Here is a 13927-nt window from a genome sequence, read left to right as displayed (position 1 = left end):
GCAACGGCTTTCCTGTGCCCGCAGCTCATTTCAGTCGTTTGCCACGCAGACGGTGGATGAATGGGTGGATGTGGATATGAGCTTCGGCGCGAATGACGGCAAGTCAACGGGTTATGCCAGTTCGCCGCCGGCGGGTTTGCAGAAGATGACGATCGTCAAACGCTTCGACAATCCAGGCTTTTTCAATTTCTATGTCGATCTGTTGACGCGGCCGGTGCCGGTCACATTGCCGAACTAACGTACGCGTTTGCAGCGGACCTGCATTGAGCCCGCCTCAGGCGAGATGCAGGCCGCGCAATAACTGGCGGACGCGCGAGAGGTCCTGATCGACGTGTTCGGCTTGCTCGAAGAGTTCTGCGAGCCAGTCGACGAAGGCCCGCACGCGTGGCGACACGCGGCGGTTCTTCACATACGCGACCGAGACCGGCATCGGCACGGGTTTCCATTGCGGCAGCACTTCGCGCAACTGTCCCGAATCGAGGTAAGGCTGCGCGGCGATTCGCGCGGGTTGTATCAGCCCCAGGCCTTGCAGACCGCAAGTCAGATAGGCCTGCTCGTCGCTGACTTTGACGAAGCCTTTCACCTTTACGCTTTGCGCTTCGCCATCCACTTCGAAGTCGAAGTCCACTTCGCGGCCGGTGTATGGCGACATGCAATTGACTGCGACGTGCCCGGTCAAGTCGCTGAGATTCACCGGCGTGCCGTGACGCGCCAGATAGGCGGGACTGGCGCATGTCACGTGCTCGAGGGTTCCGAGCTGCCGCGCGACCAGGTTTGAATCCGGCAATTCGCCTAGCTGGATACTGCAATCGACTGCTTCGGCGATTAGGTCCACCGCGCGGTTGCTGATGCCGACGGCGAGGTCCAGATTAGGGAAGCGCGCGTGGAAGTCCTCCAGCGCCGGCAGGACGATGGTGCCTGCCACGGCGCCCGGCATTTCAATGCGCAGGCGGCCGGTCAGGTTGTCCGTGGCGTGACGGAGGCTCGCTTCCATTTCGTCGATGTCGGCGAGGATTTGCGCACAGCGTTCGTAGTAGGCGGCGCCTTCGGCGGTGACACTCAGGCGCCGTGTCGTGCGGGCCAATAAGGCCGTGCCCAGGAGAGCTTCCAGGTTCTGAACGATCGTTGTCGCTGTCGCGCGGGGGATGTTGAGCGACTCGGCCGCGCGGGTGAAGCTGTTCGTATCCACGATTCGGATGAATGTTCGCATCGCGGCTATTCTGTCAATCATGGTTTTGCTCCAATCGGGGTGGGATTTTTTTGAAATCAAGAGAGAAAATCCCACGCCGCAGGCGTAAAAAACCCAAGCCGCTGCGCGGGCAAAAAACCCTTATTTCCTCAACGAATCCAGATCAATAACAAACCGATACTTAACATCGCTCTTAAGCATCCGCTCGTATGCTTCATTGATCCCTTGCATAGGAATCACCTCAATATCAGAAGTAATCCCGTGCTCGCCGCAGAAATCCAGCATTTCCTGCGTCTCGGCGATGCCGCCAATCAACGACCCGGCCAGGCGGCGACGCTTGAAGATCAGATTGAACACCTGCGGCGACGGATGATCGTGCTCAGGAGCCCCAACCAATGTCATAGTCCCATCGCGTCGAAGCAAATTCAAAAACGGATTCAAATCATGCGGTGCAGCCACAGTATTCAGAATGAAATCGAAGCTGTTCAGATGTGCTTCCATCTCTTCCGGATTCCGGGAAATGACAACCTCATGCGCGCCAAGCCGCTTGGCATCCTCGATCTTCGACGGCGACGTCGTAAACAACACCACGTGCGCGCCCATCGCTCGGGCCAGCTTCACGCCCATATGACCCAGGCCGCCGAGGCCAACAATTCCGACCTTCTTGCCAGGACCGGCACCCCAGGTCCGCAGCGGCGAATAAGTCGTAATGCCGGCGCACAGCAACGGCGCAACACCCGCCGGGTCGAGATTCTCCGGCACACGTAGCGTGAACGCTTCGTCCACCACCAATTGCGTCGAATAGCCGCCGTACGTGATTTGCCCGTCCACGCGGTCCACGCCGTTATACGTGCCGACAAAACCGTTCTCGCAATACTGCTCAAGACCTTCCTCACAACTCGCACAAGTGCGGCACGAGTCGACAAGGCAACCCACGCCGACCAGATCGCCCGCCTTATATTTCGTCACGCCCGCACCCACCGCAGTCACGCGGCCGACGATCTCGTGACCCGGCACGACCGGATAAGTCGTGTTCTTCCATTCATTGCGCGCCTGGTGCAAATCGGAATGACACACGCCGCAAAACAGGACTTCCATTTGCACGTCATGCGCGCGTAGTTCGCGGCGCTGAAATTCGAACGGGGCGAGCGGCGCGGTGGCGTCGGTTGCTGCATAGGCATAGGTCGTGCTCATGGGTAGCTCCAGTAAAGAGGGTAATGGCACAAGGCGCCGGCGATGGCGATGCTCGTCGCCGATGCGGCCAACCTTGTCATGGACCGGGATCACGGCGCCAACGGTGGCGGACGAATTCCCCTAATCGGTGAATCGCCAACCGCGCCCGGCGCAGCGCGGAAAAAGATGATCCGGCAGGGTTCCCATAGTAGGGACCGGGAGCGAGCCAAGGAATACCTGAATGTCTTGAAGATTTGCCTAAAACTCCTGGTGAGCAGCGCGATAGGCTCTTTGGTGTTAAATTTCAAGCACTTTTCTCTCGTGCGTCACCATACCGTCATGTCCACGCGTTCCGCTCAACCTGCCTCCGCCAATCCCGATCAGCATCGGCTGGTCGCACTGTTCGATACGCTGGCGCCCGCCGAGGGCGTTACGCGCTCCGACGTGGAAGGCGTCAATCTGCTCCGCGCCAATCATCCGATGCCGCGCAGGCCGGTGCTTTACGAGCCGAGTATCGTGATCGTCTGCCAGGGGCGTAAGCGCGGTTTCATCGGTGAGCAGGAGTTCCAGTACGACGCGCAGCAGTACCTCGTATTGTCGGTGCCGCTGCCGTTCGAATGCGAAACCGAAGCGAGCCCGGAAAAACCGTTCCTCGCGATCTCGGTGCGCGTCGATCTGACCATGGTGGCGGAGTTGCTGATGACGCTGAACGAAGCGCAAGGCGCCGCGCAGAACGAGCCGCTCGGCATCTATTCGACGCCGCTCGATCCGGCCTTGAGCAACGCGGTGCAGCGTTTGATGGAAGCGTTGGCCTCGCCGCTCGATGCGCGCATTCTGGCGCCGGGCGTGGTCCGCGAAATCTGTTACCGCGTGTTGACGGGAGAGCAGGGCGATGCGATCCGCGCGGCGCTGACGCATCAAAATCATTTCGGCCGTATCGCCAAGGCGCTACGGCGCATTCATGCCGACTATCACGGCCAGCTCGATGTCGATACGCTGGCCGCTGAAGCGGGCATGAGCCTCGCCGTGTTTCATGCGCAGTTCAAGTCCGTGACGTCCACATCGCCGATGCAGTACGTGAAGACCACGCGCTTGCATCACGCGCGCTTGCTGATGGTGCAGGATGGTTTGAACGCGGGCGCGGCTGCGGCGCGCGTCGGTTACGAAAGCGCGTCGCAATTCAGCCGTGAGTTCAAGCGCCTGTTCGGCCTGAGTCCGGTCGATGAAGTCAAGCGCGTGCGTACCGTGCACGATGCGCCGCCGCGCGAGGTCAAGCCGGTCGCGAAATACGTGACGGCTGTATAGACGCGCGTTCTCAGGACGGTTCCGCTGACGGCGCTTCCGGTTCGTGGCAACACACGCAAAGCTTGTTGCCGTCCGGATCGCGAAAGTACGCGCCGTAGTAGTGCGCATGATATTGCGGACGCAATCCCGGCGGTCCTTCGCAGGCGCCGCCGTGAGCGAGCGCGACGCCATGCGCGCGATCGACGGTCGCGCGGTCCGTCGCGAGCAGCGCCAGCATGTGGCCGTTGCCCGCTGCGGCCGGTTGGCCGTTGTAGGGCTTGCCGATCAGAAACAGCGGCCGCGGTCGATCCGCGGCCATCCAGCCGGCCCAGCACGCGTCTTCGTCGCGGAACTTCAGCTTCAGACTCAGCGTGTCCATCAGCGCGCTATAAAAGCCGAAAGCGCGCTCGAAGTCGTTCACGCCGACAAATACGTGGGAAAGCATGGCGGAGGCTCCTCGGTCGCGTGGGGTCCGCTTCAGACCTTCTTCAGATAGGCGGCCTTCAGCATGAAATTGCCTGCGTCCATCTTGCAGTCCACTTCATGATCGCCGCCGACAAGGCGAATGCTCTTCACCTTGGTGCCCATTTTCAGCGTGATCGACGAGCCTTTCACCTTCAGGTCCTTGATCAGCACCACGGCGTCGCCGTCGGCCAGCGCGTTGCCGTTGGCGTCCTTGACGACGCGCTCGTCGGCATCGTCAGCCGCGGCGGCGCTCGCCATCGGCCATTCGTGAGCGCAATCCGGGCAGACGTAGTTGTCGCCGTCCGGGTAGGTATTTTCCATTGCGCACTGGGGGCAGGCGGGGATTGCGGACATGATTTTCTTTCCAGACCGCGGTGTGCCGCGGATAACTTTGGGGGACCGAGAGTATACCGGACGTCCGTTCGGCCCGGACCGTTCAACGCGCCGCGGGCCGTCACAACGCAAGCCCGCAGCGCAAGCCCGCAGCGCAAACCTGCGGCGCAGACCGGCAGCGCAGACCGGCAGCGCAGACCGGCAGCGCAGACCGGCAGCGCAAACCGGCAGCACAAACCGGCAGCACAAACCGGCAGCACAGACCGGCAGCACAGACCGGCAGCACAGACCGGCAGCACAGACCGGCAGCACAGACCCGCAGCACAGATCCGCAGCACAGATCCGCAGCACAGATCCGCAGCACAACACCATTAACGCCGATACCGGGCTGGATGCGAATGGGCTCGAATGAAAGTTGTTCCCGGCGCAAGAGCCGGATCGGCGGATTTACAGCACGTATCAGCACTTGTCAGCACAAGCGGTGAGACGGCGCGGACCGACATGGGCCGAGCGTCGGAGAATGGGAGACCAGGACTGGACGCTTTCCGGCGCTCGTGCTCGCTAAAGGGGCAATATGCCTTTCTCCGGACGCCGCACGGCTGCCGCCTATACTTGCCTGAGAGGCCCGCGAGCCGGCACGTTGCATGGCGCTTTGCGAAGTCAGGCAAAGCGAATCCGTTTGCGCGTCACGCGTGTCACAGAAGGAGTCGCGTCATGGTCAAACTTGCTTTGTTCGTTCGTCTGGAAGCCAAGCCCGGCAAGGAGAAGGATGTCGAGGCTTTTCTGCTTGGCGGTTTGCCGCTCGTCGAGGACGAGCCCGCCACCACCGCGTGGTTCGGCCTCCGTCTGGGGCCGTCTACGTTCGGCATTTTCGACGCCTTTCCGGATGAAGCGGGCCGGCAGGCGCATCTGTCCGGCAAGGTGGCAGCGGCGTTGATGGCGAAGGCCGGCGAACTGTTCGCCGCGCCGCCCGCAATCGAGAAGGTCGACGTGCTGGCGGCGAAATTGCCGGGCTGATGATTCTTGCAGGCAAGCTTCCGCGTAATTTTTCCAACTACGCTGCCGGCCCAGCTTCCAACCCGCTGACGAAGCGCGTGGTGGCATCCGGCCGGAGCCGCGCCGGCGCTCCACGTTGCAGCGCTCAGTCGCCCTGCTTGCCCGAACCCGGCTGATTCGCATAGTGCGTGCGCTTTTCCTCATACATCAGCAGATCGGCACGCTGCACACCGGCCTCGAGCCGCTCGCCGCGCCGGCAGGTCGCCGCGCCCATCGAAAACCTCAGCGGCGAGCCCGGATAAAACTGATTGTTCAGTTCGACCAGTTGGTGGATCGCATCGATCATCGCGATGCCGCCGCGTTCGTCGGTATCCGGCATCAGAATCGCAAATTCGTCGCCGCCGATGCGCGCCGCATGGAACGGCGAGTCCATCGCCTTGGCGAGCACCTCGCCGGCGCGCCGTAGCAGCGCATCGCCGGCGGCGTGGCCGAGTTGATCGTTCACGCGTTTGAGGCCGTTCAGATCGGCCATGATGATCGTCACCGGCCATGGTCCCTTGCGTTCGAGCCGGTTCAGTTCGTCGACGTAAAAGGAGCGGTTGCGCAGCTTGGTCAGCACGTCGTGTTTGCCGAGAAACTCCAGGTAGGCCTCGGCCTTTTTGCGCGCCGTGATGTCGGTAAGGGCCACCAGTACCAGGTCCCAGTCGCGTTCGTGACCGGGCAGCACCGAAAATTGCAGGTGCACGTGCACCTCGTTGCCGTCGAGCGAATAGTTGAGTACTTCGCGTTGCTGGAATAGCTTGCCGTCCCACAGATCGATCAATTGCTCGCGGAAATGCGGGCGCATGTCGTCGCGGAATACGTCGGGCAGGCGCGCCAGCAGTGTTCTTTTATCCTGCGCCGCGAACATCCCCAGCGTGTGCTGGTTCACGTCGAGCACGTGAATCTCCTGCATGCAGCGCTCGACAAACTCGGGATGCACGTCGGTGAACACGCGAAAATCGCTGATGCCGGCCGCGCGTGCTTCGTCGAGCAGACGCTTGACCGCGCTAAAATCCTCCACCCAGAGCGACACCGGCGAATGTTCGAACAGGCCGCGCACATACTGTTCGGCAAGCGTCACGCGATGGCGCGCGCCTTCGAGTTCGGTGATGTCTTCGACAGACACGAGTACGCGGTCCCAGCGGTCCTCGTGACCAGGCAGCACGGCGCCCTTGAGCAACACATCGAGCCGCCGTCCGCCGAGGGTGTAGTTGACCGTCTTGCTCGTGAACTGCGATTGCCCGGCCCACAACTGGCACAGCTCTTCCAGGTGGGTCTTCAGCATGTCGTCGCGAAACACCGAGGCGAGATTGCCGTTGAGCGCCTCGAAGTCGGCGGCTTCGAATTGTGTGAGTGTCTTCTGATTGACCTTGATCACGCGAATGCTGTGTGCGCATTCGGTGACGCGGCGCGGGTTCTCGGCGAAATACGCGCGCAGATCGGTGACGCCTTGCGCCCGCCAGATGTCGAACAATGCGTGCACGCCGCTGAAGTCTTCGAGCCAGAGCGAGACGGGCGCGAGTTCGAACATCTCGGAGTCGTCCCCCAAGGGGACTTCCTTCGGGGCGTCGTTGGCGGGCTCTGGGCCGCGCGGAACAGTATCCAGCATGAGGGGTCCCGTGTTCGGAGTTCCGGCTATTTTAAGGCGGCTTGGGGGCAAGTAACAGAAGGGCGCGCCACGAAGCGCATTTGCGCCGGTCCACACTGGAGAATAACGGCGCGATCAGGGCGGACATCAGGGCGGACTTTAGACGGCGGACCTGAGCCTGTTGAGGTGCGAGACAGCGGGACAGCGAGACGCCAATCAGCGCGGCTGCGCGCGCCTTGTTAAACTCACGCCTGTTGTTCGTGCTGTCTCAACCTCCCTTCAAAAAGCGCGTCAAGGTTATGAAGCCACCCCTGCTGGTTTTGATTCCTTTGAACGAAGCGAGCCGCGCCAGTGTCGAGGCCGCCTTCGACGTCATCTACGCTCCTGATTCCGCCCAACGCGCCGCCGCGATCACACTGCGCGGGGACACGGTCCGCGCCGTGCTCACCAACGGGACGACCGGTCTCACGGCGGCTGAAATCGATCAGATGCCGCAGCTCGAATTTGTCAGCGCGCTTGGAGCGGGCTTCGAAAATCTCGCGATCGACCACGCCCGCTCACGCGATATCGTGCTCGTCAATGGCGCCGGCACCAACGATCATTGCGTGGCCGATCACGCCTTCGCCCTGCTGCTGGCGGTGGTGCGCGACGTGCCGCAACTCGATCGGGCCACTCGCGACGGCGTCTGGCGCGACGCGTTGCCGATGCATCCGAACGTCTCTGGCAAGCGGCTCGGCATCGTCGGGCTCGGCAAAATCGGCGAGAAGGTCGCGCGGCGCGGCGCCGGTTTCGACATGGAAATCGGCTATCACAACCGCAAGCCGCGCGAAGGCGCACCGCTGAGCTATTTCGACAGCGTTGAGAGTCTCGCGCAGTGGTGCGATTTTCTGGTGGTGGCGACACCCGGCGGCGCAGGTACGCATCATCTGATCGGCAAGTCGGTGCTGCAGGCGCTCGGGGCCAACGGCTTCGTGGTCAACGTATCCCGCGGCAGCGTGGTGGACACGGCCGCATTAGCCGAGGCGCTGACCGACGGGACAATTGCCGGCGCGGCGCTCGATGTCTACGAGGGCGAGCCGCATCCGCCCGAGGCGTTGCTGGCACTGCGCAAGGTGGTGTTGACGCCGCATGTGGGCGGTCGCTCGCCGGAGGCGATCACTGCCTCGGTGGACAATTTTCTGGCCAACGCGAAACGGCATTTCGCGGGCGACGCGGTATTGACGCCGATTTGACGCTGCCTGTAGCGCTTCGCATACGCAGGTTTTTCATCACGAGGATCGACTCGCATGGCAACACATACCGCCACTATCGTATGGCACAGCAACGGCAGCAAGTTCACCGACAACCGTTATAGCCGCGCGCATCAATGGCAGTTCGATGGCGGGGCGGTGGTGCACGCTTCGAGTTCGCCGCATGTGGTGCGCGTGCCGTTTTCCGACCCGGCCGCCGTCGATCCCGAGGAGGCCTATGTTGCGGCGCTGTCGAGTTGTCACATGCTGTGGTTCTTGTCGATCGCGGCGGACGAGGGCTATGTCGTCGCAGCGTATCGCGACGAAGCCGTCGGCACGCTGGCGAAGAACGACGCCGGCAAGGAAGTGATGACGCGTGTCGTGCTTCGGCCGCAAATCGTATTTGGCGGCGAAAGGCAGCCTACCGATGCGCAACTCGAACATCTGCACCATGCCGCACACGAGTCGTGTTATCTGGCGAACTCGGTGAAGACGGTTGTCGAAGTCGAGAGCGGTGGGACGCACCCGGCGGCGGCTGTCAGCTAACTGCCCAGGCGCGCGCCCGAACACGTACCCGCGCACGTACCCACGCAGGTACGTGCGCCCATACCCACGCGCTCATCCGCACGCGCCGATTTCGCCGCAGGCGGTGCAAAAATCGCAACCGTCCTTGCGAATCACTGCATTTGCTCCGCACGAACCGCATTTGCGTCCGAGCATGGTGTGCAGCGCCGGCGAGCTGCCGGATTGCGTGGCGGTTCCTTCAGCTTCGCCTGGATGAGGGCGTAGGCCGAAATCCGCCGTCAGCGCAATTTCGGCCTTCATCTGCCCGCGCGGCAGGCGTGCCAGCATCCGCGACGGCACCTGATTGCCTTCGGCGTCGAGGAACCCGCGCCGATGCAAGATCTGCTGGATCGCAAAAGCGAGCGCCGCGACTTCCGAATCGTGCCAACGCGGCGTCCGATGACCGTCGAGTCTTTGCACCTCGCCTAGCCGCACCTGCCCGCGATCCCACGAGACCTTGCGCATGTCCTGCAAGTTACGCGCGACAAAGCCGCCACGCGCCGCGAGCGACAGCGAGCGCATCGTCGCAGTGATCCATTGCTGCGACTCGTCGCGCTGACCGGTCGGAATGAAGAACTCGATCGGGCGCTCGATCGTGACGTCGTCGCCGCCGAGCCGGCCGGTTACTTCGATGAACGACACCGCCACGTACAGCGACTTTTTGCCGGCCTGCGTCAGATACTCGACTTTTTCGATGATCGCCGGCAACTCACCCTTGGGCCGATGATCGATGGCGATGCGCAGCGGATCGAGATCCGTCTCGGCAAGCGTGTCCTCCACTTGCTGCGGGCTCACGCTGAGCACCGCACCGAGCGTTTCGTTGGGCCGGTAAGTGGCGAGGCCCTTGAGTCCGCCTTTCCACGCGTCGAAATAAAGGCTTTCGAACGCGTCGAACGGATAGTCCGCCGGCACATTCACGGTCTTCGAGATCGACGTATCCACGTAGGGCTGCACGGCGGCCATCATGTCGAGATGGTCGTGCGCCGACATTTCGAGCGCACTGACAAAGTAGTCCGGCAACGCCTTGACGTCGCCGCCGAGTTCGCGATAGAGCCGGTACGCGTAGTCTTCGACGTCGAACGATTCGCGGCCGCCGTCGGCCATCACCTTCATGCGCGTGTAGGTCCACGAGAAGGCGGGCTCGATGCCGTTCGACGCATTGTCCGCGAACGCGAGACTGACCGTGCCGGTGGGCGCGATCGACAGCAGATGGCTGTTGCGGATGCCGTCGCGGCGGATGGCTTGCTGGATGTCGTCGGGCAGGCGCGACGCGAACGTGCCGGCTTCCAGATAGCGTTCGGCGTCGAACAGCGGAAACGCGCCGCGTTCGCACGCCAGCTCGACCGACGCCCGATAGGCCTCGTCGCGCATCAGCTGCGCGATGCGCACCGCGAAATCGCGTCCTGCCTGCGAGTCGTAGCGCAGGCCAAGCATCACCAGCGTGTCGCCGAGCCCGGTGAAGCCCACACCGATGCGCCGCTTGGCGCGCGACTCGTCGTATTGCTGCGGCAGCGGCCACAGAGTGACGTCGAGCACATTGTCGAGAAAGCGCACTTGCGTGCGCGTGCGCTGGGCGAGCCCGTCCCAATCGAAGGAAGGCTGGCGGCCTTTCATTTGCACGAACGGGTCGATCACGAAGCGCGTGAGATTCAACGGCCCCAGATTGCAGCAACCGTATGCCGGCAGCGGTTGTTCGCCGCACGGATTGGTGGCGCGGATGGTTTCGAGCGCGCGCAGATTGTTGTCCTCGTTCATGCGCGACATGAATACGATGCCTGGCTCCGCGATATCGTAGGTGGAACGCATGATGCGATCCCAGATTTCTCGGGCGGGCCTTTCGCTGTAGACCCACAGGCCGTCGCCGCGTTGCCGCAGGTCGCCGGCAGCCCGCAACGCGGGTGACGGATCGGCGCGATGGACGAGCTGCCAGGGTTGATCTTCTTCGACCGCGCGCATGAATTCGTCGGTGACCGCGACCGACACATTGAAGTTGTTCCAGCGGCCTTTCGAATGTTTGGCTTCGATGAATTCGAGTAGATCCGGGTGATTGCAGTCCAGCACCGCCATCTGGGCGCCACGCCTCGAGCCGGCGCTTTCAACGGTGCGGCACGATGCATCGAACACGTCGATATAGCTGCACGGACCTGACGCCGACGAACTGGTGGTGTGAACGCGCGCGCCTTTGGGACGGATCGCGGAGAAGTTATAACCGACGCCGCCGCCGCGGCGCATCGTTTCCGCGGCCTGCAGCAATGCGACATAGATGCCGGGGAGACCTTGCTCGTCGACACCTTGAATCGAGTCGCCGACCGGCTGCACGAAACAATTGATGAGGGTGGCGGCGATGCCGGTTCCCGCCGCGCTCATGATACGGCCGGCACCGAGCGCGCCGTGACGCAGATTGTCGACGAAGCATGCTTCCACCGATTCGCGCAGCGCTTCCGGTTCGGCCTGAGCGACGCCGCGGGCGACGCGTTTGAACACGTCGTCAGCCGATTGTTCGTCGCCTTTCGCGTATTTCTCGAGCAGAACGTCGAGGGAGAATTGCTGCGGTGCAACCAGCGGGGCGACGGGGGCCGCAGCCACGCGAGTTTCCGGGGTGTCTTCTGCCATGGTCTGGCCTCTAACGGCGCCGCGAACGGGCAGCGCGGTGGGTGGGAGAGTGGACTACTTCAGCGTGACGCCAGGGACTGCCACAGTGACATGACGCAATGTGGCCCACATTAACGCAGGCGGCATGCGCGGCGCAAGGGCGCAATTGGAGGGCGCTGCTTTGTTCTATTTGCCCTCCCGGCGGGTTTGTTTATGTGCTTGCGATGTCGGGCTTCGTTCGGGTCTTTTGCCTTCGCGGCGCTGGTTGTTTGTATGCTTGCGGCGATGGCACGTTTCTGTGCTTTTTCGGCGTTCGCCGTTCTTTTTTATATTGGTTTATCGGCGTTGCCCCTGTGCGGGCGGCATCGACTTTGCTTTGTGCGCCAGGAGGCCTTCTCTTCGAACTCAAGGCAACGCAGAAAAAGGAAAGGAAGGCAACGCCGTAAGTGCGCAGACATAAAGCGCCACGCGCAGAGAACCGCCAACAAAACAAATCAGAAAAGAGAAAACCTCAAACCTCATCAGCCAGAGCGCACAACACCTCGGCTGCAATCATTGCGGAAGCATTAGAGGGCGCCGGCCGCTCAGCCGGTTTAAAAACAGCGTCGCCGCGACGAATTTTCCGCCGCGACACAGCGCAGGTACCGGAAGTATGCGCGGACCGCCGGCGCCACCGCTGCTCACCGTAGTGGCAGCGCCCTGGCTCGACCCAACGGATCACCAGTGTCGTGTCGGAGCGCTCGAGAATCTCGATGCGTACGCCATTGGCACCGTCAAGGGCGATGGACTCTATGGTCATCATGGTCGGCTCCGTATTGTGGTGTGCCGAATGTAGTCCCGTGCGCGTCGGATAGCCATTGTGCGGCAGTTGAAACACTGTTCTGCAATTAGCAACAATGAAACTTGACATTCGTGCATACCCGAAATCACGGGGCTTGACGGGCATGATCGAGTCAGATTTTGCGATAGCGCGGATTTTTGCAACGCAGTGTTGACCGCAATGCGACGGGAGGAGCCGTCTGTAGAGGGCGTCGGTGCGCTTCCTTTAAGATGTCGAAATTGTCGAGCGACCGTGCGATGCAAGTGTAGCGGGTTTGCATGTTTCCGGTCGGCTCGCGCACATATCGACAAGAGGTCACATGATTTCACGCCCCCCGGCTGCTTCGTCCGAATCGCCGACACCCGGTTGCCTGAAAAAGCAGAAAGCGGCTTCGCTCGTGTTGTACGTGGCACTGGTGCTGCTGGCATTGTGGGTCGTGCGGGATTTCATTGCGGTCGTGGCCTGGGCGGGCGTCATCGCGATCGCTCTGTGGCCGTTGTTGCGCCGGGTGGAGGGAAGCCGCTGGTTCTCCGGCCGCACCACGCTGATCGCCGCGCTATTGACGCTGGCGATTGCCTTGCTGGTGGTGCTGCCGGTCGGCGTCGGCATCGCGCAAGCGTTACGCGAGGCCCGCGACCTGTCGGACTGGTTCAGAACCGCGCAGGACAACGGCATTGCGATGCCGGGCTTGATTGAGCGGTTGCCATTCGGCGCGCAACAGATTTCAACCTGGTGGCAGACCAATCTCGCTGCGCCATTACGCGAATCGCCGGCGATGAAAGGCCTGCACAGCACGACGGTGATGACGCTCGGCCGGCATGTCGGCGAGCGCGTGGCGCACAGCGTGATGGTGTTCGCGTTCATGCTGGTCGCACTGTTCGTGATTTTTCAGGCGGGGCCGCGTCTGTCCGGCTCGATTCTCAAAGGTGTGCGGCGTGGCTTCGGCGACGACGGCGCACGCCTCGTCGAGCACATGGCGGCGGCAGTGCGCGGCACGGTGTCAGGGCTGGTCGTGGTTGGAATCGGCGAGGGTGCGTTGCTCGGCATCGCTTATTTCGTCACGGGCTTGCCGCATGCCGCGTTGCTCGGACTCGTCACGGCGATCGCCGCGATGCTGCCATTCTGCGCGCCGATCACGTTTGGCCTCGCGGCCTTGTGGCTGTTCGCGCAAGGCTCGGTTGCCGCGGCCATCGGGCTTGCTGTGTTCGGTTCTGTCGTCGTGTTCATCGCCGAGCATTTCGTGCGGCCGGTGCTGATCGGCAACTCGACGCGTTTGCCGTTCCTACTGGTGTTGTTCGGCATTCTCGGCGGCGCGGAGACGTTCGGGCTGCTGGGTCTGTTCATCGGGCCCGCGCTCATGACCGTGCTGATGGTGCTGTGGACCGATCTCGTGCAATAGTTGCACGCGAGCTGTGCTTGCATTCAGCCCGGAGGCCTGACTCCGCCGCAAAAGCGCTCGGGTTGCGTCATCGCATAGCGCAGTGCCCCGAGGGGGACGCCCCGCCGATCATCCGTCCGCCGCGCTGCGCTGCGGCTGCATAACGAGCTTCGATCTCGGGCAGCAGATCGTCGAAGAAAGCCATCTCCATCTTCTCCTTGTGATCGACGTACCAATCCGTGGCGCCTTGCGGCATCACGGGCGCGAGCGGCGC

General features: G+C 62.4%; 12 protein-coding genes and 2 pseudogenes. 6 read left to right on the top strand and 8 right to left on the bottom strand.

Annotated elements, in window-relative coordinates:
* Positions 1-34 precede the first annotated feature (34 nt).
* A pseudogene (locus DLM46_RS26010) lies at positions 35-238 on the top strand (nucleoside hydrolase); the annotation flags it as partial.
* Positions 239-274: 36 nt separating this feature from the next.
* On the opposite strand, the gene DLM46_RS26005 reads toward DLM46_RS26010, so the two are convergent.
* The gene (locus tag DLM46_RS26005; RefSeq protein WP_115105306.1) at positions 275-1231 is read right to left on the bottom strand and encodes a LysR family transcriptional regulator; all 957 of its coding nucleotides are present in this window, start codon (positions 1229-1231) and stop codon (positions 275-277) included.
* A gap of 99 nt (positions 1232-1330) precedes the next feature.
* Positions 1331-2383, bottom strand: a complete 1053-nt coding sequence (locus DLM46_RS26000; RefSeq protein ID WP_115105305.1) for an NAD(P)-dependent alcohol dehydrogenase — start codon at positions 2381-2383, stop codon at positions 1331-1333.
* A gap of 318 nt (positions 2384-2701) precedes the next feature.
* Between DLM46_RS26000 and DLM46_RS25995 the strand changes: the two genes are divergently transcribed.
* Positions 2702-3667, top strand: a complete 966-nt coding sequence (locus tag DLM46_RS25995) for an AraC family transcriptional regulator (protein ID WP_115105304.1) — start codon at positions 2702-2704, stop codon at positions 3665-3667.
* A gap of 10 nt (positions 3668-3677) precedes the next feature.
* Here the strand turns inward: DLM46_RS25995 and DLM46_RS25990 are convergent, their stop codons facing one another.
* Positions 3678-4091, bottom strand: a complete 414-nt coding sequence (locus DLM46_RS25990; RefSeq protein WP_115105303.1) for a VOC family protein — start codon at positions 4089-4091, stop codon at positions 3678-3680.
* 32 nt (positions 4092-4123) lie between these two features.
* Positions 4124-4465: a zinc ribbon domain-containing protein YjdM gene (locus DLM46_RS25985; RefSeq protein WP_115105302.1), complete on the bottom strand. Its 342-nt coding sequence runs from the start codon at positions 4463-4465 to the stop codon at positions 4124-4126.
* A gap of 693 nt (positions 4466-5158) precedes the next feature.
* Between DLM46_RS25985 and DLM46_RS25980 the strand changes: the two genes are divergently transcribed.
* Positions 5159-5461, top strand: coding sequence for a putative quinol monooxygenase (locus DLM46_RS25980; protein WP_115105301.1), 303 nt, complete (start codon positions 5159-5161; stop codon positions 5459-5461).
* A 124-nt stretch (positions 5462-5585) separates the two neighbouring features.
* Here the strand turns inward: DLM46_RS25980 and DLM46_RS25975 are convergent, their stop codons facing one another.
* Entirely contained in the window at positions 5586-7091 is a 1506-nt protein-coding gene (locus DLM46_RS25975) for a sensor domain-containing diguanylate cyclase (RefSeq protein WP_208866330.1), read from the bottom strand.
* Between the two features lie 278 nt (positions 7092-7369).
* Here DLM46_RS25975 and DLM46_RS25970 point away from each other — a divergent pair, with 278 nt between their 5' ends.
* Positions 7370-8302 carry a 2-hydroxyacid dehydrogenase gene (locus DLM46_RS25970; RefSeq protein ID WP_115105299.1) on the top strand — a complete coding sequence of 311 codons (933 nt, stop codon included), beginning with the start codon at positions 7370-7372 and terminating at the stop codon, positions 8300-8302.
* A gap of 54 nt (positions 8303-8356) precedes the next feature.
* Complete coding sequence (locus DLM46_RS25965; protein ID WP_115105298.1) at positions 8357-8845, top strand: OsmC family protein; 489 nt, start codon at positions 8357-8359, stop codon at positions 8843-8845.
* Positions 8846-8917: 72 nt separating this feature from the next.
* On the opposite strand, the gene DLM46_RS25960 is transcribed toward DLM46_RS25965, so the two are convergent.
* Both DLM46_RS25960 and DLM46_RS25955 read right to left on the bottom strand, forming a co-directional pair.
* Positions 8918-11476 carry an adenosylcobalamin-dependent ribonucleoside-diphosphate reductase gene (locus tag DLM46_RS25960; RefSeq protein ID WP_115105297.1) on the bottom strand — a complete coding sequence of 853 codons (2559 nt, stop codon included), beginning with the start codon at positions 11474-11476 and terminating at the stop codon, positions 8918-8920.
* 490 nt (positions 11477-11966) lie between these two features.
* On the bottom strand, positions 11967-12254 hold the full coding sequence (locus DLM46_RS25955; protein ID WP_115105372.1) for a DUF3331 domain-containing protein: 288 nt from the start codon (positions 12252-12254) through the stop codon (positions 11967-11969).
* Positions 12255-12594: 340 nt separating this feature from the next.
* Here DLM46_RS25955 and DLM46_RS25950 point away from each other — a divergent pair, with 340 nt between their 5' ends.
* Positions 12595-13674: an AI-2E family transporter gene (locus DLM46_RS25950; RefSeq protein ID WP_115105296.1), complete on the top strand. Its 1080-nt coding sequence runs from the start codon at positions 12595-12597 to the stop codon at positions 13672-13674.
* Between the two features lie 38 nt (positions 13675-13712).
* Here DLM46_RS25950 and DLM46_RS25945 read toward each other — a convergent pair.
* Positions 13713-13927, bottom strand: a pseudogene (locus DLM46_RS25945) (esterase family protein); the annotation flags it as partial.

Source organism: Paraburkholderia lacunae (genome assembly GCF_003353175.1).
Classification (GTDB): Bacteria; Pseudomonadota; Gammaproteobacteria; order Burkholderiales; family Burkholderiaceae; genus Paraburkholderia; species Paraburkholderia lacunae.
The sequence above is the reverse complement of the archived record's forward strand: the minus strand, read 5'-3'. Positions and strand labels throughout refer to the sequence as shown.